19 protein-coding genes are annotated in these 19,990 nt (G+C 42.3%); 3 read left to right on the top strand and 16 right to left on the bottom strand.

What is annotated here, in order from left to right; translation table 11 throughout:
• Positions 1–133 precede the first annotated feature (133 nt).
• From MKY28_RS09700 to MKY28_RS09710, 3 genes are all read right to left on the bottom strand, one after another.
• Positions 134–1,675: a response regulator gene (locus MKY28_RS09700; protein WP_340935837.1), complete on the bottom strand. Its 1,542-nt coding sequence runs from the start codon at positions 1,673–1,675 to the stop codon at positions 134–136.
• A 3-nt stretch (positions 1,676–1,678) separates the two neighbouring features.
• The gene (locus MKY28_RS09705; protein WP_340935838.1) at positions 1,679–3,517 is read right to left on the bottom strand and encodes a sensor histidine kinase; all 1,839 of its coding nucleotides are present in this window, start codon (positions 3,515–3,517) and stop codon (positions 1,679–1,681) included.
• Between the two features lie 86 nt (positions 3,518–3,603).
• On the bottom strand, positions 3,604–5,256 hold the full coding sequence (locus MKY28_RS09710) for an extracellular solute-binding protein (RefSeq protein ID WP_340935839.1): 1,653 nt from the start codon (positions 5,254–5,256) through the stop codon (positions 3,604–3,606).
• A 198-nt stretch (positions 5,257–5,454) separates the two neighbouring features.
• Here MKY28_RS09710 and MKY28_RS09715 point away from each other — a divergent pair, with 198 nt between their 5' ends.
• Complete coding sequence (locus MKY28_RS09715) at positions 5,455–5,712, top strand: GlsB/YeaQ/YmgE family stress response membrane protein (RefSeq protein WP_036613911.1); 258 nt, start codon at positions 5,455–5,457, stop codon at positions 5,710–5,712.
• Between the two features lie 159 nt (positions 5,713–5,871).
• Here MKY28_RS09715 and MKY28_RS09720 read toward each other — a convergent pair whose 3' ends face one another.
• The 3 genes from MKY28_RS09720 to MKY28_RS09730 form a co-directional block, all read right to left on the bottom strand.
• Positions 5,872–6,663, bottom strand: coding sequence for an SDR family oxidoreductase (locus tag MKY28_RS09720; protein ID WP_076327441.1), 792 nt, complete (start codon positions 6,661–6,663; stop codon positions 5,872–5,874).
• Positions 6,664–7,084: 421 nt separating this feature from the next.
• Entirely contained in the window at positions 7,085–7,531 is a 447-nt protein-coding gene (locus MKY28_RS09725; protein WP_340935840.1) for a GNAT family N-acetyltransferase, read from the bottom strand.
• Between the two features lie 162 nt (positions 7,532–7,693).
• Positions 7,694–8,122 (bottom strand): MarR family winged helix-turn-helix transcriptional regulator, encoded by a 429-nt coding sequence (locus MKY28_RS09730; protein ID WP_340935841.1) that lies wholly within the window; start codon positions 8,120–8,122, stop codon positions 7,694–7,696.
• Between the two features lie 166 nt (positions 8,123–8,288).
• Between MKY28_RS09730 and MKY28_RS09735 the strand changes: the two genes are divergently transcribed.
• Complete coding sequence (locus MKY28_RS09735; RefSeq protein WP_340935842.1) at positions 8,289–9,599, top strand: amidohydrolase family protein; 1,311 nt, start codon at positions 8,289–8,291, stop codon at positions 9,597–9,599.
• A gap of 82 nt (positions 9,600–9,681) precedes the next feature.
• On the opposite strand, the gene MKY28_RS09740 is transcribed toward MKY28_RS09735, so the two are convergent.
• Complete coding sequence (locus tag MKY28_RS09740; protein ID WP_076327445.1) at positions 9,682–10,101, bottom strand: ester cyclase; 420 nt, start codon at positions 10,099–10,101, stop codon at positions 9,682–9,684.
• Positions 10,102–10,470: 369 nt separating this feature from the next.
• On the opposite strand from MKY28_RS09740, the gene MKY28_RS09745 reads away from it, so the two are divergent.
• Complete coding sequence (locus MKY28_RS09745; protein ID WP_017688258.1) at positions 10,471–10,827, top strand: winged helix-turn-helix transcriptional regulator; 357 nt, start codon at positions 10,471–10,473, stop codon at positions 10,825–10,827.
• A 196-nt stretch (positions 10,828–11,023) separates the two neighbouring features.
• On the opposite strand, the gene MKY28_RS09750 is transcribed toward MKY28_RS09745, so the two are convergent.
• The 9 genes from MKY28_RS09750 to MKY28_RS09790 all read right to left on the bottom strand — a co-directional run bounded on the left by MKY28_RS09750 (position 11,024) and on the right by MKY28_RS09790 (position 19,970).
• Entirely contained in the window at positions 11,024–11,857 is an 834-nt protein-coding gene (locus MKY28_RS09750; protein ID WP_076327447.1) for an SPL family radical SAM protein, read from the bottom strand.
• A gap of 157 nt (positions 11,858–12,014) precedes the next feature.
• Positions 12,015–12,575, bottom strand: coding sequence for a Ger(x)C family spore germination C-terminal domain-containing protein (locus tag MKY28_RS09755; protein WP_083677340.1), 561 nt, complete (start codon positions 12,573–12,575; stop codon positions 12,015–12,017).
• Positions 12,576–12,665: 90 nt separating this feature from the next.
• A complete protein-coding gene (locus MKY28_RS09760) occupies positions 12,666–13,034 on the bottom strand; it encodes a hypothetical protein (protein WP_076327449.1) in 369 nt (122 codons plus the stop codon).
• A gap of 1 nt (position 13,035) precedes the next feature.
• The gene (locus MKY28_RS09765; protein ID WP_036673624.1) at positions 13,036–13,383 is read right to left on the bottom strand and encodes a YolD-like family protein; all 348 of its coding nucleotides are present in this window, start codon (positions 13,381–13,383) and stop codon (positions 13,036–13,038) included.
• Complete coding sequence (locus tag MKY28_RS09770; RefSeq protein WP_340937887.1) at positions 13,380–14,597, bottom strand: DNA polymerase IV; 1,218 nt, start codon at positions 14,595–14,597, stop codon at positions 13,380–13,382. The genes MKY28_RS09765 and MKY28_RS09770 overlap by 4 nt, the downstream gene beginning before the upstream one ends.
• A gap of 466 nt (positions 14,598–15,063) precedes the next feature.
• Entirely contained in the window at positions 15,064–15,951 is an 888-nt protein-coding gene (locus MKY28_RS09775) for an RCC1 domain-containing protein (RefSeq protein WP_340935843.1), read from the bottom strand.
• A 192-nt stretch (positions 15,952–16,143) separates the two neighbouring features.
• Positions 16,144–18,075 carry a fructose-1,6-bisphosphatase gene (locus MKY28_RS09780; protein WP_076317751.1) on the bottom strand — a complete coding sequence of 644 codons (1,932 nt, stop codon included), beginning with the start codon at positions 18,073–18,075 and terminating at the stop codon, positions 16,144–16,146.
• Positions 18,076–18,275: 200 nt separating this feature from the next.
• Positions 18,276–18,995 carry a class I SAM-dependent methyltransferase gene (locus MKY28_RS09785; protein ID WP_340935844.1) on the bottom strand — a complete coding sequence of 240 codons (720 nt, stop codon included), beginning with the start codon at positions 18,993–18,995 and terminating at the stop codon, positions 18,276–18,278.
• A gap of 66 nt (positions 18,996–19,061) precedes the next feature.
• Complete coding sequence (locus MKY28_RS09790; RefSeq protein WP_340935845.1) at positions 19,062–19,970, bottom strand: LysR family transcriptional regulator; 909 nt, start codon at positions 19,968–19,970, stop codon at positions 19,062–19,064.
• Positions 19,971–19,990: the final 20 nt, after the last annotated feature.

The raw sequence follows: 19,990 nt of genomic DNA on the forward strand, positions 1-19,990 counted from the left end.
ATAATAGCTTTTCCCAATCCATGTGCATTAAGGAAATCGCTTACATGAAGGGATATCTTTATTCTATCGAATAGGTTCATTTGCTGAAAAGGTACAATTGTTTTTGTGGTATCCCATTTTTTTGGTTTTTGATTCAATTGGCCTTCTGCCGCATCATCTGTCGGTACTCTGTGGGTTGGATCTGCATCACAAGTCGGAACGCGCGTGTAAAGCTTTTGTAGCTTTCATATCCAACCATAGCAGCCACCTCAACAATTTTATGATCGGTTTCGGCGAGAAGCCGCCGCGCTTTATCCAGACGCACATCTCGTAGGTATTCAGCAAAACCTTTACCAATATTCTTCTTAAACAGATTTGAAAAATAAGCATAATTAAGCGATACATGATTGGATACCATCGCGAGGTCCAGCGGTTTGTGGTAACTCTCGTGTATAAAACGAATGGCTTCATTTAGATCCTGCGAATGGCGATAGCTGCACTTATAGTCATAATATAACTGATTCAACCGAAGCAGCTGCTGTTGCAGTGCTTGTATATACTCACGTATCCCTTGATAATCAAAGAGATTACGCAAGGATTCAAGGTCCAGCACTTCTTCCCCCATATAAGGGTGGATAACTCGTTCGTATTCCTCCATCATCTGAACGGTGGCGGCGCAGAGCTGTTGTGTATAGCGAATAGGATAACGTTGCAGTACCTTTTTGTGAAATATTGCAGAAATACCCTGAGTAATTGTTCCGCTGTTATCTGTTCCAACCGACTGGAACAGTTCATATAAGTCTTCATAGGGAAGTTGCCACTGCTGTTCCATATGCTCAATATGTGCTGGGGAGATACTGTACTGATCAGGAAACAAGTAACTGTGGCGATAGAGCTCAAGCACTTGGGTATAGCTGTCTGGTAGTTCTTTTAACCCCTGAATCGGGTTAGTCATGGCCGTTATAGCATCGATCTTTCCTTCCTTGAGCGCTGCAGTCAAAACACTTGGATCTATGGACGCATCCACCGCAAGGATCAGGTATGGGCGATGTTGCAGGCAAATACAACCTTGTCTGCCAAACACACGATAAGCAATGGCTTCCATGCTATGGGCGCTGCTGGCTCCGGGCTGAGTAATGCAAACTTCTTCCCGCAGCAGGGCTAGACGATAATTACGCCATAACGCATCATTTCTTTTCTCAATCTGAAGAATCCATGCGTCATCACTTAACGCACCTTGCATAAACATTCTTAATTCTTTACGATCGGTCTCTTGGGCGAGACGGGATACACGCTGCATATTATGCGTAAGTGCCTGCCGTGTCTGGATTTCTTGCCATACATGCTCCAGGGAATGTTGCAGATCCTCTCGCTTCAAAGGTTTGAGCAAGTAACCCTTTGCACCAAGCCCGATCGCTTTTTGGGCATATGTAAAATCACTATAACCGCTGATAATGAGGTATTCCACATCCATGTATTCCTTTTTGGTTTGAGCCATGAGCGTCAACCCATCCATATCGGGCATCCTAATATCGGTAATAACGATGTGAATGCAATGCTGCCGCAATAGGGACAGCGCCTCAATCCCGCTCACGGCACAGTATATGTTGTTCAGCTCCAGAGGAAATTGATGCAGCATGGCCTGCAGGCCGTCACGAATGTGTTTTTGATCGTCCACAATCAGGATATTAATCATGCTCTACCACCCTCCAAGATTTACATTTTCCCAAGGCAAGCGTATCGTTACGCAGGTATATGCACCTTGCACACTATCAATCCAAAGACCGCAATTCTTGCCATAATGAAGCTGCAATCGCTTATTCACGTTTTCCAAACCAAGTCCGCTCCTGCTAGTAACCATCGGTGTATCCGATTCGCTCCGCAGTACTGCCTGAAGACGGTGTAACAACTCAGGTTCTAACCCCTTTCCGTCATCTCTTATGTTAATGAAAAGCAGACTGTCATTCTCCACAGAAAAGGTAATCTCTATAGTTACCCTGCCGCCTGAAGGTGCCCCGTGATGAACTACATTTTCAACGATAGGCTGCATACACATCTTGGGAATGGCGTAGCGAAGTATCTCCGGAGGAAGATCCGCCGTCATAACGATACTGCCGCCTTCCATAAAGTTGATAAATTCAATATAACTTTGGATATTGGCAAGCTCCTCACGAAGAGCAACGGTATCGCTACGCCACTGCATGCTGTAACGTAGTTGGGAGCCCAACGACACCAATGAATTGGCTATAGCAGGCTGCCTCTGTACCTCTGCCTCCATACGGATCGATTCCAGGGCGTTATATAAAAAATGAGAATTAATCTGCGAATGCAAGGAGTGCAACTGTGCGTTTTTGGCAATTAACTGCTTATCCACGACCTGTGTCATTAGACGTTTGACCTCATGTAACATTTTATTGTAATTCACTGCCACCTCATCGATTTCATCCCCTCTTTCGTTCTCATCAAGGCCTGTATCAATCATTGCATCCAGCTCGCCTTTCCGTACCTGACGCATGGATACCAGTACGCTGTCCAACCGCTGGAAAATACGCCGTGTCGTTTGGGATACGAGTAGCATAATCAGCAGCAATACACATAATGTAATCGTTACCACAAATGCATACCAACTGCGCGGCCCCTTCATCAATGCCTGATGGGAAGCAATCTCGACCACATAAGTGTTCAACGGAGCGATGTATCGATACAATGCATAGAAGCTCTGATCTCCCACCTTAACCTGAAGCGGGCTTTCCTGCCGCAATATATCCAGCTGGTGATGAATACTGCCAAGGATCTCCTCCATCCCCTGCCCGTACTTCTCAGAAAACTCATGCTGGGGATTGTAAACATACTGAGGAGGATCACTTGCGTTCATCAATACCGAAAAGAAGTCCCCCTTGCTCTCCTGGAGCAGGTCGCTGAAAAAAATGCTGTGCGGGACTCGCACTTCCATAATACTAGGGCGTTTTTGTTCCTGACCTTGAAGGCGAACCAGACGATAGTAGGATAAAGTGTGTTCACCATCCCTAAAAGAAAATAAACGGTAAGCCGCACCACCTTCGTCCCGTAGCTTTATCCAATAATCCTGCGGCCAAAATTTCTTATAATGATAGATTTCAGGCCAGATTTCATACAAGTTTGGGTTATCAACGTAAAAGCTAAGCTCACTGATCATCGCATTGCTTTGAATGATATTAAGCATTTGCTCAAACTGGTTTTGCTTAAACTTCACCAGACGCAGTCCATCCACAAGCATATTGGAATGAATAAAATCCACAAATGTCTTTTGAGTAAGAGCTGTATTGGAAGCGTTATCAATCGTGTCCATTCTTCTGTGCAATTGTTCATTCAGCCATGAAACGTGACTGTTGCCCGTTGCCATAGCGTCCTTATATAGCTGGGTTTCTTGCATGCGGATATACACAAAGGATATCAAAATAACAGGTATGGCAATCATCAGGCTAAATGCCAGAAACAGCTTTTGGGATATACGGGCATTGCGATAAAGCTTCCTCAATCTCGTTAGTAGGTATTTCATTTTGATGTATTCACCACCTTTGTTATACCATATATTACTAGTTAGCTGATAGTTAACAATGTAGTACCCAATGTAGTAGGGAATGGTTATCTGACTATCTTGGATTTCCGCAGTTCCAGTTCAGCCTGGCGATATTCCATCACCTGGTTAAAGCCGTAGTTCACACGACGTATCAGAAAATTCTCAAAAATTTTGTCAAAGGCAGCTTCATCCTTCGCTGTAATCAGTTCTGGCAGCACTTCTTCCCAATTTTGAGAAATACGTGACCAGGCTAACGCGATATCGGAATCCCCTATAGGATCTAGTCCCTTATAGATGCCGCTGTCCAGATCGGCCTGTTGGTTGGCGAACTCCTCCATTTGCTTAATGGATGGTGCATTCTCTGGTCTCCACTTGTTAACGAAAGCAGGGTTTCGCAGCATCCAGTAGGTATCCATAATGCCATATTCCTTTTCCAGCCGCTCCCTATCCGTGTCATACAACTGAACCATCGCCGCAGTCAACTGCGGTTTGCCGTTTTTCATCGCCCAGGTTTCACCTTCTTTGCCCAAAAATAAATCCCTTTGGCCTTCTTCGCTGGCCAGATAGGTCAAAAATCGGATGGCCCGTTCAGGGTTTTCCGTGGATTTGCTAATCATCGTAACCATCCAGCCATCCATGCTGCCGGGAAACAGTTTTGCGGATTCTCCCCTGCTGCTCCGGGGTCCATCTACAGCAATATAGTATGAATTCTGATTCGTAAGGACTTCCAATTTCGAATTAAGGTCCGATATGTCTGTCCATTCCCGAATCATCATAAAATATTGGGCTTGGTTGGTTTTTTCCTGCACCTGTGCACTGGAGTCGACCAGAAAATCAACATTAATCAGGCCCTGCTCGTAAGCGATACGAAATGTTTTCAGCCACTCAATATAATCCGGATCTGTCATTCGGTCGTATACTTTACCGTTCTGTTCATGGGGGATCGCAAGCAGATTTTGCAAATATTCGGTCATCCCATAGGATGCATTCCCCTGTGCCCAAAACGGACTGATCAGCTGACCTTTATAAACAGAATATTGATTCTTCAGCAATTGCAATGCATTTAGAAAATCTTTCGGTGTGGTAAGGTCCGGTTTGCCCATCGACTCATACAGATCTTTACGTACGAGAAAGGTTTGGTTAGCTCCCGTCAAGCCGGTTGAACGCATCTGTTCGGGACTGTACGCATCATTGGGGATGACATAGGTATGGCCGTCTTCCTGCCGATACCATTGTAGAGCACCATCACCTGCTGCCCTGTAAAAGTAAGGATCATACTTGTTGGCTAGCTCATCCAGGGCATAGATGAGATTACTCTCCCGAAGTTTGTTAACCGCACTCTCCCAGGAGCCGATAGTTATCAGATCCGGCAGACTACCGGTCGTCAACATCCGTGATAACATCTCGCTTGGTTCACCAGTTGATACTTCAAATTCGATATTGACCCCTGTTTTTTGGGTGACATATTTGGAAGTCAGGCTCTCACCCCAAGTGTGCCCGTACCATTCGGCTCCAACGAACCACGTTAGATTCACGGGGGTGGTATCCAGCTTCCATGATGGTTCTTCCAGATTCAGATTAAGGCTCTGTATCTGCTCTGTGACGTCAGCCTTTGTCGAAGCACCCCTATCTTCCGCTTGCTCTGACTCAGAACAAGCAGACAAGCCTGACATCAGAAACATCATCAACAAGGCTGTAATAAAAGGACTTCGAAACATAAACACCTGAGCGCCTCCTTTCTATACTGGCCATCTCCATCCCCATCTGCACCAGCATTCATACTAATGGTGGTACAACCGATTTTACTACCCTTGGATTAAAATGGAAATGGTTTAGTGGTCGATTCGCAGATGATCCGCAACATTCCCCCTAACGAAACATAACTTGTAATAAATCAATGGAAGGGAGACCAATTCGTGTATTTAATTTGGATACTTATTGTCGGTGGGCTAATTGGCTGGTTAAGCGGAAATCTGATTGGACGGGACGTGCCGGGAGGCGTACTTGGAAATATCATTGCTGGCTTTGTTGGATCGTGGTTAGGGTATGAACTGTTGGGACCGAGGGGGCCGGTGGTGGGCGGATTTCATATCATACCCGCGATCGTTGGGTCAATCATTGCTCTCTTGATTTTCTATGCTCTGGCGCGCGCTGGAGCGTTTCGAAGACGTTAAAAGGCGGAGACGACAAGTTTTACCCAATTGATTGGGTATTGACGTAAAGCTTCTTTCGCCACCTTTGCATCATCTTCTTCACAAAGCATAGTATCCACCCGGTAGTCGAATAAAGCCGCCGATCCTGTTGATCGGCGGCCTCCTTTGGTTTTATGGAAATTAGAAACCACCTCTAGAATGAATGATTTGTCCGGTGATCCATTGGGAATCGTCGCTTGCCAGAAAAGCAATCAGACGGGATACATCTTCAGGAAGACCGATCCTGCCCATCGGAAATCCCGGTAGCAAAGCTTTTTTCACTTCTTCTGACATCCAACCCGTATCGGTAGGCCCGGGATCAACCGCATTCACAGTAATGTGAAACGGAGCCAGTTCAGCAGATAGACATTCGGTAAAGGTGGAGACAGCGCCTTTCGTTGCGGCATAAGCGAGATTGCCAGGCATCGGCCCCTTACCTTGACCGGACGTGAGGTTGATGATCCGGCCGCCGCAAAGGTCCTGATGGACGGCCAGTTCAACCTCCAGCATACGCGCAAATTCGGCCGATAGCATGAATGTACCTCGAATGTTCATGGCACAGTGCGCATCGATCAATGATGCATTTAATTGACGGAAATCAGCTGCTACACTGTAGGTAGCGTTGTTGACGAGAATGGTCGGCAGCCCGAGAGCCGATCGGCATGCATCAAGCAGTTGCGCTGGAGAATTGGGATCGGTAAGATCGACCTCCATATGCGCTGCCTTAACGCCATAGGAGCGAAGTTCTTCGGCAAAGAGATCCGGCCAGTTTTTGTCGGCATCCCCCGGATTCTCTGTTTTATCGTAATCGTACAGATGGGTATAGAACACATTAGCGCCTTCTTGTGCCAACGTGCGGCAGACAGCGGTTCCAATACCTCCGGGGCGGCTTGTGCCTGTCACAATAGCGGTTTTTCCGTATAGTTTGGTCATTTTATTACCTCCGTTTAATAAGGGAGGGAGAAAACCATTTTTCATTGGAGATGGAATTATCCTAGGTATAACAAAAAGCGGATACATCAAGTATCCGCGCCCGGGTTTGATTCAAACGGTTCCTCGCGTCCCTTGAATGATTGCGGATCGGCATCACAAACCAGGCGTGTGGTTATAACCAAAACACCAAGTCGAGCGATCCAGTTTAGATAATCATTACAAGGAAGTCCACATGGTCCGGCGAGTCCCCTTTCCTACATCTCCACTTCAAATATTACGAGTCAGACTCAATTACTGTCAAGACAAATACATGGGATTACATTTCCAGTGAAAATGGTTGGGTGGTCAAGCATCCTGCTAACCTGCAGACTGTTCACTTTTTTGAATGTAACTTTATGTTCGATTTTTACAACTTCAATTCTTACAACTTCAATTCATATCGTATATCAGGTAAATTCTCTTCATTTTCTTGTCCTCTACCAGTAATTTCAAACCCATTATTCTCATAAAATTTTTGGGCATCTTTATTCACTTCAAATGTATATAAAGTTAATTTTCCATTTGCTTGTGCTTTTGCTTTATTAAGCAAGGTTTGCCCTATTCCATTCCCTTGATAATCAATATGAATATAAAGTTGGCTTATCTCAGTTTCACTATAGGCAATCATTCCAACTACTTTTTCATCAATTAACGCTAAATCTATTTGATACTGTTTAGATAGTATATGATTTAAAAAATATAGATGGTTTTCGAAGTTATGGGTTTCAGCCTGACCAATTGCCCGTTCCTTACTATCTCTCCACATTTTCACTGTATGTTCAGCATACTTGGGATTATAGTTAGATACTTTAATTTCAAGTTTGTTCATTAATATACCGCCTTAAATAGAAAGATTTTCAAACGATGCAGTATTGACTTGAAAAATATCTTCTTGATCCAGGATTTCCGTTCCATTGTAAGTAATAATTCCTGGTGAGAAATCAATGTCATCAATGTTCTATGGCCACCATTTACCTCTTCTGCCCATCTATTATATGCGTTCATTAATTCTGATCAGTAATTTCTTTAAGATTTGCTTCTCCTCGTCATTAAGGGCTTGAACGATTTCATCCTCCACTTTTTGAAATGAGTTATTAAAGTCTTCAATCAAGTCAACCGCTTTTGGTAATACATAAATATTTTTTTGCCGTTCATTATTGACCGGGATTTTACGTTCGATGAAACCTTTTTGCTCTAGACCTTGAAGCATGCTTGTAACGCTTGCTCCACGCAGATGAAACCGATCTGCAAGATCCTTTTGAATAATATGATTATCTTGATTCTCATAAATATAATCGATTACTTTTCCTTGTTGAGAACTTAATCCTAGCTCTTTTATACTCTCATCCGCTCTTTTCTTTAACTTAAGACCGATAATTTGAAACAAATCCATATAAGGCGTATCTTCTCGGGAATGCATGACCGTCCATCGTCCCCTCTGTAATTGTTAGGAATCTAATTGTAAGTAGCTAAAATATACAGTGATCCCAGTAGGCTTGTCAAACAACAGTTAGACTATTGACTGTTAGATATCTAACAGTTATACTCCGAAGTGTTGAATCACAAACACATTAGGAGGAGTTATGATGGAGAAATTAAAACAAAATGCTGATTTAGAAGAAATTACGGCGATTACAAATATACGAATCTTTGATGGATATCAAATTATTGCTCCCAGACATATTGTCATTAAAGGAGTGTCCATTATCTCAGTGGGCGGAGACATCCCGAGCGATGCAACAATTATCGATGGTGAAAATGCGACATTAATACCTGGTCTCATTGATGCACATGTTCATACCTCCATTGGCGGATTACGAGATGCCTTAAAATTCGGTGTTACAACAGAACTCGAAATGAACGGCGATTTTACGAAAAGAGGGCGCGAAATTCAGCTAAAAAATGTCGATGACATTGCAGACGTCCGATCTGCTGGTACGGCGATTACCGCTCCTGGTGGGCACCCAGATGAATTGCTGCCTGATGGAGATGAAATACCTGAATTCGTATTAAAGGAACTAGAGAAGCTATCGGAGGAAGACCGGGAAGCAATGTTAGCCGCCTACGCTCACGATCACGACGAAATACCTCAAGTGACGACGGTTGATGAAGCGATCAAACATGTGCATACCCAAGTGGAGAATGGATCCGACTATATTAAGATCATGATTGAAGAGGGAACGGTTATGGGTGCACCCGGTCTGCCTGTTCTAAGTGATGAGATTCTAAAAACAGCCGTTACTGAAGCCCACAAGTTCGATAAGTTGGTCATTGCCCACGTTTTGACGGCTCTTTCATCGAAAGCAGCCATCGATTTTGGAGTCGACGGTTTGGGCCACTTGTTTATCGACAGACCCGAGTACACGTCCGAATTGGTTAAATCCATAGCTGATTCTGGAGTTTTTGTTACACCGTGCTTGGTGTTGAATTCATCGATTATAGGTAATCCGGCATCAGAATTGGCTAATGATCCACGAGTTCATTCCAAATTAAGTCCGGATTGGATCGATATTTTGAACTCAAGCTTCAATACATTCCCACAAGGTAACATGGAGAACAGCTTTAAAAATGTGATGGATCTTCACCGTGCCGGAGTTGATATTCTTGTAGGGACGGATGTCGCGCCGGTTCCCGTTCCGAACCTTGGTGGCCTTGCTCATGGGGCCAGTGTTCACCACGAAATGCAGCTACTGGTGAAGGCTGGGTTCACTCCGATTGAAGCTCTTCAGTCGGCTACTTCCAAACCGGCCCGTTGCTTTGGTCTACATGATCGTGGCCGGATTACCGAAGGTGCACGTGCTGATCTTATTCTCATAAACGGTGATCCGATCACTAATATTTCAGATACCTTGTCAATCAAATCCGTGTGGTCCAATGGTTCGCAAAAACTAGGCTAAAACTAGTAGTTTATATTTCCTAATTGTAAAATCACTAAGAAGAGGGAGTGCAAAATGCAGTCCCTCTTCTACTTTAATCTAATTATGCTTTTGGAATTGCCCCTATTTGTTGAAGCAAGCCAAGCATATCGGGTTGACCATACTCTTCAATAATTTGGCCATTGGAGATCCGATAAAAATTCATTGCATTTACTTCGATTTTTTTGCTCGTTGGTGGAAACCCGAGAAACTCTCCGTCTTGTGTGCCCTTCATGACAAAATGAGCTGCTATTAGATCCTCTTCTGCTACCAGCTCCTTAACAGTCCATTGTATATCGGAAAAACCAGATCTCATCATATGAATTATGGAGAGATAACCACTTGGACCATTCATTGCTTTTTTTTGCATAGGTACATAAAAAACAGCATCTGGAGCAATCAATTCTTCAGCAAGTTCCTTGCTTGCCGTATTAATGAAGTTCGTGAAACGATACATCAATTGTTTGTTTTCTGTAATCGTCATATTTAAACCCCTTTCTATCTTTGTGAGCATATGCCTTCACTTAAATTTTATCTCTACTTTAGATAATTGGTAAGTAGGCACCTTAATGTTGCATAGGAACCTTTTTGTAACTATTATTTTATCTTTAGGTTGCAGAGCCAATAAACTGATCTCTAAATGCTGTCTCCAAGAATTCAAGAACGTTAACATATGATTCGAAAAATAGTCACTCAGTTGCATAAACTCTCTTACAAACTCCCTCCTCCTTTCATTTATTATAATTTGATTTTTCATTGACAGAATTATAATATAAGCAATGTATTGATTTTGAAAGTAGGCACCTTTTTGTTATATAGGAAACTAATAGTAACTATTGGAGGCGATAATACAGTGATTTCAAAAAAAGAGTTGCCGTTGTGTCCCGTCGCAACGACAGTTGGATTGATAGGTAACAAGTGGAAGTTATTGGTTATGAGGGATCTTTTGAAGGGAACTCAACGATTCGGAGAACTTCGTAAAAGTATCCCGGAGATCAGTCAAAAGGTTCTCACTGAAAATTTACGTTCAATGGAAGAGGATGGAATTGTCATTCGTACTGTTTTTGCAGAAGTCCCTCCGAGAGTCGAATACAGCTTAAGTGATTTAGGAAATTCACTGAAGCCAATTATATTCTCTATGGAAACATGGGGACTCGGGTACCAGAAACTCAATGATGAACTTCCAAACGATATTCATCAGAGTGAATGATGTCAAATTGTTACTCCACGGTCATTTCAAAATAGAATAAATTCCTCTACATCTTCAAGTTAAGTCAATGGAGGACTCATGCGTCCTCCATTAATTCGTATGAGAGAGTTGATCTTCGAACACCAGTTTCTGCAATATTTCTATTGCATGAAGAAAAAACGGACAAGATCCTCATTAAATAATTGGCTATTTAAAATCAAAATGGAAATGCATTGTTTTTGGATACATGAATAATTTCAGATGGAAACCTTGCCTTAAAATATTTTTCGACTTTCAGATGAATGCTTTTCTCGTACCATCTGTCCCAGCCGTTCGCCTCAAATAATTGTGGCATCCCTAACCGCTTAGATCTCATCCCCATTTGACCATCACCAATCAATAGCGTATCAATCCAAATTCGATCAGTTATGCCTTGTAACATGTTAGCGAAATTAGGTGAAAAAGGTAGCACAGGGGAAATAGATACTTGTGTATGTATCCCTACATCATTTATCTTTTTCAAGGCTTTAACTCGTAAATCTATTCCAGGAGCATAAGGCGAAAAAATTCGTTTCACGTCTTCGCGATCTGTCTCGATTGTCATTGAAACCATAATTCTACATTTTTCCTTTAATTTCAGCAGTATATCAAGGTCTCTGGCAACCAGCGGGCTTCTAGTTTGAATTTGAAGCGAATCTGGTGGGTTTTTATCCATTTCTTCCAATAGGCTTCTTGTAATGTTTGCCTTCTGCTCTACAGGTTGATAAGGATCTGTGGCTGATGACATGAATATACTTATGGGTTTATTTTTACGTCTTAGAAGAGAGACTTCCCTTAGATAGTTTTCTGCTGCATTTTTCTTAACATCCACCCACGATCCCCAAGGAATATCCTTAAACTTTTGAATAGGCATTTCTCTGACGTAACAGTATTCGCAAGCAAATGCACAACCCGTATAGGGATTTAGTGAATGAGTAAAACCAATATCTAGATAACCTTTTACTTCACTTAATATTTTCTTAGACACAATGTCTTTGATTTCAATTGGCATGACGTTACCATCCCCTCAATTACTTTTATGCCCACTTCTCCTCTTGCGTTTTATCTTAAAATTTCTCATGCTACTTGAAAAGTAGGCACATTTTTATTAGATAGGAACCAGAATGTAACTATTGGGTGTTAACAACAAAACAACCGTTTCAACTCGATTATTCTACTGCTCCAGTGGAGCCGATTCGAAGATCAACTTCCACATCAAAATGTGCTCGGGACAGCTCTTTCCCCCAGTCGGCCTGTGCTTCCTTGTATAAGGGATACTGATATGCTCTGGCATAAAAACCATATCCGAAAGGATCGATATTAAAGTTTTGGCACTTTTTAATAAGCGCCTCCATGCTTTTTTTCATTTCCTTGCTTAATTTATTTGCCATTTCCTCGGAATTTCCCAAAAGCTCAAATTCAAGAAACTTTTCAGTTATGCTGACGATCGACTTTACTTTAATGTTGAATTGAAATCTGCCTTTTTCATGAGAGGATTTCGTTTTTACCGATATGTCACCTAAAGAAAAACTCACTTTGTCTATGTTAAATGGCATGGTTTGTTGTAAATCATCAACAGGAAAAGTGAGATTGACCCCTGGTTTAGCCTCATTTTTTAAAATGTGTAGAAGCGTTTGCGGATTGTTACATACAGAAGAACGCTTGTAGGCAGAACAAACTCCATCATAAATCCAATGTAATTGAGTACATAGTGTACTCTGCCTTTTTATTTATCTTTTTCGTGATTCCCGATTTGCCGAGAGGTCTGCTCGTATTTGTTGCCGGCTTACATCCATGAGTTAGACTCTTATTTAGTATGTTCATTTGAGCAAATCAGTAATATCAACGTTCATATGTTCAGTAAGCATTAAGGTTACATCCACTTTCACTTTGCTCCATAATAATGTCATTTTATGAATGTAACCTCTCACCGAATAATCTACCGTTAAACTCAGATCAGATCTCACTTCATCTATGATTTTAATATGATGTTCCTTTAGCGTTTGTTTTGATTTGTACATTTCTAAAGCAATTTTCTTTTGGGTACCGTCCAAGTAGTCAACATACACAGATTTCATTTTGAAGTTTGAAGCGTATATTTTATGCTTATCTACCTCCAGAGCACCTAACAGATAAGGGAGCTCCACTACCCTCTTTACGAGTGAAAGTTCCTCGAAAGTCTGTCGCACTTTACACGCCTCCTTCTTCAAGTTTTACAGCGACCAATTGATCAAAATCGACCCATTCAAATCCATTCTCCATTTCAATTTTGATTTTCTTTCCAAAGGTACTGACTGAAGTGACGATCCCGTGTATATACCGATTGCCTGACTCAGTAAATATTGCAAAGGTGGCTTGCAATGTATAATTGAGCGACATATCTATATTTTGTGTAATAATCTCCCACTCATCTTCATGGATCAGCGGTTTCGTTAGATAATGAACTTGAGTACGATGCTGTATAATTCGTTCTTTATGTTGAGGAAGCATCATGCGGCTCGATTCCCATAATCCATTGGCCTCCAGTTTTTTGCTCATTTATAATGCCCCCCAATTTTAGATGCTCGATCGATCGCTTGACCCGCAGCCGTAATGGAGCTCGCTCGTAGAATGGCAATGTCGCCAAATCGATCCTTAATGTCGTCCATCACCTGATCAATGGCTCGTTTCTGCTCTTGATCATCAAAAAAAGATAGTTGATATGTATCCGCGTTGGATAATTGAGACAGGGATACGCCTACACGGCGCACAGGTTGCCCATCCCAGTGTTGATGAAATATGCGTTTGGCTATCTTGCATACATCAACGGTTATGTTTGTAGGATCAGACAGTTTAACCTGCCTGTGAAAACCAGTGGGGTGGTCAAAATCCGCTCCAGACACACTTACGGACACGACACTACCCATCAGTCCCTTTTGGCGGGCTCTTCTGCATACTTCTGTGCAGATATCGAGAATAACCACTTCGATCTCCCAATCCTCTGTGAAATCTCTAGGCAAGGTCATTCCGTTTCCGATATCTTTTTGTGTACTGTGCGTGTTGACGGTTACCGGCGAATTGTCGATTCCATTAGCGACTCGCCAGATGACTTCTCCATTAACCCCCCACTTACTTCTTAATTTGGAAAGAGGCGTATTCGCCAGGTCTCTAATGGTTCGGATCCCCATCTTCCACAGATGTTTTTCCATTCTTGAGCCGATCCCCCACATATCGCGGATGGGCTTATCTCCAATATGGAGGTGTAACTCCTCTTTTTTTAAGTGGAAAATGCCCCCCTCTGCTTTTTTAGCGATCATATCGCAGCATAATTTACTGATGATTTTGTTTTCACCAATGCCAGCTCTCGCGTAAACGCCTGTTTCATTATAGATTTTGTCTTGAATTTGCTTGGCCAAATCGATTGGATCATTACCGAATAGATGCATAGACCCTGTAAAATCAGCGAATAATTCGTCTATACTGTACGGTTCGACCAGATCAGTGAACTCCTCAATAATGGACATGATTTGAGTGGATACTTCGATGTATTCTTGCATGTGTGGTCTCACAATGATCAGTTCAGGGCACTTCTGAAGAGACTGCCAGAGTGGTTCCGCGGTAGATACACCCTTCGCTTTGGCTAGTGGACAAGCGGCAAGGATAATTCCAGAACGTCTTGCGGGGTCTCCCGCGACAGCTAATGGTCTATTTTTGTATTGAGGCAATTTTGCCTTTTCGACTGAAGCATAAAAGCTCTGCATATCAATGAGCATAATGGTTCGTTGCTTAGTCAACACTGTAATCACTCCTGTACTTTTAAGAACGTATGTTTGTATATATTATAAACAGAACACATGTTCCTTATGCAAGAGGTAAATATTTATAGTAGACCACGACGAAGTGATGGATTCAAATCATACTAAGTCACACCAGCTTCTCCAGCATTTGAACTCCCACCTGTAAACACAGTTTTCATTCACAAAGTTAGTTAAACAAAAACAGCCGATCACGTTGATCGGTTGCCTCCTTGTTGTTTGAGCTATCGTCTCATTGGTATATTTACTTTTACCCGGATCTACCTCCGGCTTCACATTCCAGAAGTCAAACAATGCCTCATCCAGCACATTACAGTGCTCACACTCTAATGATATACATTCATCAAATCGGCAATAAAACCATGTTTTTGTCCCGCGACAAATAACAAAAGCAGCCGACATCAGCTGCTGCTTTCGTAGTATTTTATTGTTGAATGTTACTCCATCCGCTTACATCACATTGTCCATAATCATTATCACCCACAGCAACCATCGTACCATCCGATTTCAGTCCAATCGTATGGGCACACCCCGCCGAAACAGCTCTAATTCCGTGCCAGCCACGTACATCACATTGGTTATGTTTATTCGAACCCACAGCAACCATTGTACCGTCGGACTTAAGACCAACAGTATGATAACTCCCCGCTGCAACTGCTACAATATCGCGCCATTCGCTTACATCGCATTCGCCATTATTATTTCTACCCACAGCCAATACCGTGCCATCCGATTTGAGCCCAACTGTATGAAGATACCCCGCCGAAACAGCCAATATGTCGCCCCAGTCGTTTACGTTACATTGGTTATATTTATTGTTACCAACTGCTGTTACCGTTCCGTTTAATTTTAGACCAACTGTATGCCAGTCACCCGTCGTGACCGATACAATATTGCGCCAGCTGCTCACGTTGCATTCCCCTTCATTATTTCGCCCCACCGCAACCACGGTGCCATCTGATTTAACCCCAACCGTACGGCACCAACCTGCCGAAACGGTTACAATATCGCGCCATTCGCTTACATTGCATTGGTCATGCTTATTCCAACCTATAGCAGTTACCGTACCATCAGATTTAAGACCAACGGTATGGGCATTACCTGTATTCGTAGCCATATGTACATTACCCGCTGCAACTGCGGCGATATCGCACCAATCGCTTACCTTACATTGACCATATTTATTATCACCCACAGCTGTTACTGTTCCGTCAGATTTAAGAGCAACGGTATGACGCCGACCCGCCGCTATGGTACAGTTACGGAACCGTTTCGTCTCAAAAACCGCTTCCTTCCGTGAATTGTAGTCCATATCTTTCTCCCCTCCACCAATTGAAAATCCGCCGTTAGTTCAACTGTTAAGTCATAAAGTTTGTTGTTAAATCGCACTGTGAAAAAAGAAAGGCTCGTACAGACAGGAGATTATTACTTCCCTGCCCAATACGAGCGTCTATGTCATATTGCACTCAAACGGTTGATCCGAATGTGTACTTTAGCAATCGTTTCATTTCATGTAGCGATAGTCTAGTAGATCCTTCAAATTTGAAATTTTCTGCAACAGCTTTTCTCCGACATTGGTTTCCCTCACCAGCTTCCGCGCCAGTTCTTTGTCCACCAATCTTTTTAGAGATAACACGTCCGTTCCGTTACATAACACATCTTCTTTTGAATTAAATTTCTTGTGGGCAACGAGCTGCATGCCAAAGGAATTGTACAACAAGGTATATCCGGCAATGCCCGTTGTGGATTGATAGGCTTTGGAAAAACCGCCGTCAATCACGATCATTTTTCCGTTTGCTTTAACAGGGCTCTCTCCACTAATTTCTTTGACTGGCGTGTGCCCGTTAATGACATGTCCATGATCTGGATTCAAATCAAACTCCTGCAAGATTATTCGACAGATATCTTCATTTTCACGTAAATGGTAGTAAGGATTCTTTCTCTCTTTATGTGCTTCTTTATCTTGGATAAAATACCGTTCAAAAGTGGTCATTTCTCTCTTTCCAAAGAGCGAGGAACATTCTCCTGTCCAGATGTACCATACCATATCCGTCGCCAGATCTTCTGTCTCTTCCGGATGCGCAAAGGCGTAACGTAAATAATCTTCAAAAACATCAAGCAATTGACGGCCCGCATATGTCTTGTCTTCAATCTGCATTTCTTCCATATTTCCTTCTTCATCCAAAGGAATACAGCCGTGGATTAACAAATTCCCGTTGTATTTTAAATAAAGGCTGCCCTTTTTCATGAGAAAATTCATATGTCTGGCCATCTTTTCGGAATGCTGAACGGAAAACAACAGCTTTTCCATCACCTGGCGTTCTTCCTCAAGCAATTGTTCGGGCTTCTGCGGATTTACGGTTGCGAAACAGGTGTTTTCCAGGTGGTACGTTTTACCGCAGATGTTGATTTCATTGTTGTCGTAATCAATCTGCTCCAGCAAAAGTCTTTCAGACATATTAAAGTATGGGCGTCTCTTGATAATCGGGCTTTCAAGTTTAAACTGAATCATGGCAATGGCTTGGTGAATTTTGGTGATCTGCAGAATTTCCTGCTCCGATACATTATGTCCAGCCTGTAACTTAGGTCTGAAGGACGGATTGTCTTCATAATATTTCTCCGCGAGGTTTAGCAGTGGGCGCAGATTGATTCCGTATACATCTTCAATGATGTCCAGATTATCGTATCTGGCGCAGATTCGAATAATATTCGCAAGGCAGACCAGAGAACCTGCGTAGGCTCCGATCCAGAGGACATCATGGTTCCCCCACTGTATGTCTACAGAATGGTAGTTGATCAGTGTATCCATAATTTTATCGGGGTACGGCCCCCGGTCATAGATATCTCCAACCACATGAAGATGGTCAACCACCAGGCGCTGTGTCGTATAAGCAAGGCCGATAATGAGATTGTCCGCCTGGCCCAAGGATATAATTTGCCGATATATTTCCTCGTAATAAGGATCCTTATTGTTGGTCGAATCCGTCTTGTATAAAAGCTCTTCTACAATATATACATATTGCTCCGGCAGAGCTTTACGCAATTTTGAGCGTGTATACTTGGAAGAGGCATAAGAAATAAGCTTAAGCATGTGTTCAATTGTTAGTCTATACCACTGGTTCAAAGCCTGTTTATTGCTCAGTTCCCCTATAACCAGCTGTATTTTTTCTTCAGGGTAATAAACCAACGCCGCAAAATCATTGATCTCTTGATCCGTCCAAACCTCCCGGAATAATTCTTTGATTTTCTCTTTGACGGTACCCGAACCGTTTCGTAGTACATGCTGAAAAGCCTGAAACTCCCCATGCAAATCACTGACAAAATGCTCGGTTCCCTTCGGGAGATTGGAGATCGCTTCAAGGTTGATGATCTCTGTTATGATTTTTTCTTCCGTATCATATTTCTCGGCCAATAAATCTAGAAACTGCTCATCCAAAACAGATGTCCCCCTTCAAGGAAGTATGGTGTTGTATAGCCGGGTCCAAAAGCTTTAGACCGATATCAAATTACACTCTGTACATGGCATTGATTATATGATAGTTATCAGCAACGCCTTCCCCAATCATACTCCAGTTCATCATATATGAACAAATTTCATTGAATGGATTTGAATGAAACAATGTTTGTAGGGTTATTTTAGTATTTTACACAATGAAAAATAAACGATCTATTCTGAGAATTTGCTTGTTTGAATTCCCAATCACCATATGTTTTAATTTTTGAAAAACCGATTTGTTTCAGCGATTCATTGAATTCTTCTTGATTTCGAAACCTCAGCTGCATTTTTTCATGAACTAATACTTTGTCTGTTTTGGTATTTTTTACAATTTCATAGAAAGTGTAAATATCTCCCTCAAACCCTTCATATTCTGTATAAATTTCTAAAGGATCTCCGCTTAGTCTATCTTTAGCTAAGTCAGGAGTTTTGTCCTTCTCCCATTCTTCCCATATTTTTACCAAAGGGTTTCTTGTATCAAAAATAAAGTGACCCCCGATTTTTAGGGATCGGAATACGTCTGAGATTACTCGTTTCCAGCTGTCATCTGTAAGAAATACCTGTGCAACATTCGCTGTCATAATTACCGCATCATAGGTATTGGTTTGTAAATCTGCACTATCACCTATAATCCATTCCACACTTTCAGAATTATCTTTACTTCTCGCTATTTCAATCGCTTCTTCATTGGGATCTATAGCGGTAATTTTATAACCGTACTGAACAAGATGAGTAGTCCATCTTCCTGTTCCACAGCCCAGGTCAGCTATAGATTCTACTTGTAATCTCTTTAACAATGAAAGGAAAAATTCATCGTCTTTTCCCCAATGGTTAATCTGGTCATATACTAATGGAATCATAAATAATGTCTCCTCACTTTCAACAGCATTTTACTGTGCTCAACAGTTTGATGTCTCGTACATAAGCTATACGGTTTTATTCTTACTCTGTGAACCAAAAACTTCCCTGGTTGCTTCTATAAAAGATAACATCATTGGTGAAAGCCACTTGTCTTTATGCCACAACATCTGTGTATATACCTGCAAGTCCGGAATTTGCCAGGGGAGGACAACAAGTTCTCCACGTTCAACTTCAGATTCCGCGACGATCTCAGGAAGGAAGGCAATACCGATGCCTGAAATTGCACATTGTTTAATGGCTTCAGCACTTTGAAACTCTAAATATGTAATGCTATCAATGCCCTCTTTCTCAAATGACCGATCAAACATCGTCCGATAGGGACAACCCTTCTCATTTGTCAGGAACACTTCATCATGAAAATCTTCCAATTGCAGCACAGTTCGTTTGGCGAGTGGGTGATCTGGAGCAGCTAACAATCGGAAATGTTCTTCCAGCAAAGGTTCCACGGAAAGTCCACTCGAGCGAATAGGTTCATCCAACATATAAACAATATCCGTGGTCCCCTCAAAGAGCGTTTGCTTGAGCTCTTGATTCGGAACTGAGCGGAAAATTAAGCGAACTCCCGGATGCTGCGAACGAAACCGTTGGAAGACAGGTGGAAGCCGATAGGAGCAAATAACCTCATTCGCACTTATCGTTAAGGTTCCACTTAGTTTTTCATTATCATGGACAGCACTACGAGCTTCGTCCATTTTTTCGAGAACGCCTTGGGCGTGTGTTAAAAAGCGTTTACCCGCAGTTGTGAGCGCGAGTTGCTTGCCCAACCGATCAAAGAGGCGAACACCTAGCTCATCTTCCAATGCTTTAATTTGCATCGTGACGTTGGAAGGAACGTAGCTCAGCACTTCTGCTGCCCGCGTGAAATTCAATGTTTTTGCAACCGTACAAAACGTATTCAGTTGACGCAATTCCATCCGATGATCCCTCCTTCATC

Source organism: Paenibacillus sp. FSL R5-0473, from assembly GCF_038004565.1.
Classification (GTDB): domain Bacteria; phylum Bacillota; class Bacilli; order Paenibacillales; family Paenibacillaceae; genus Paenibacillus; species Paenibacillus amylolyticus.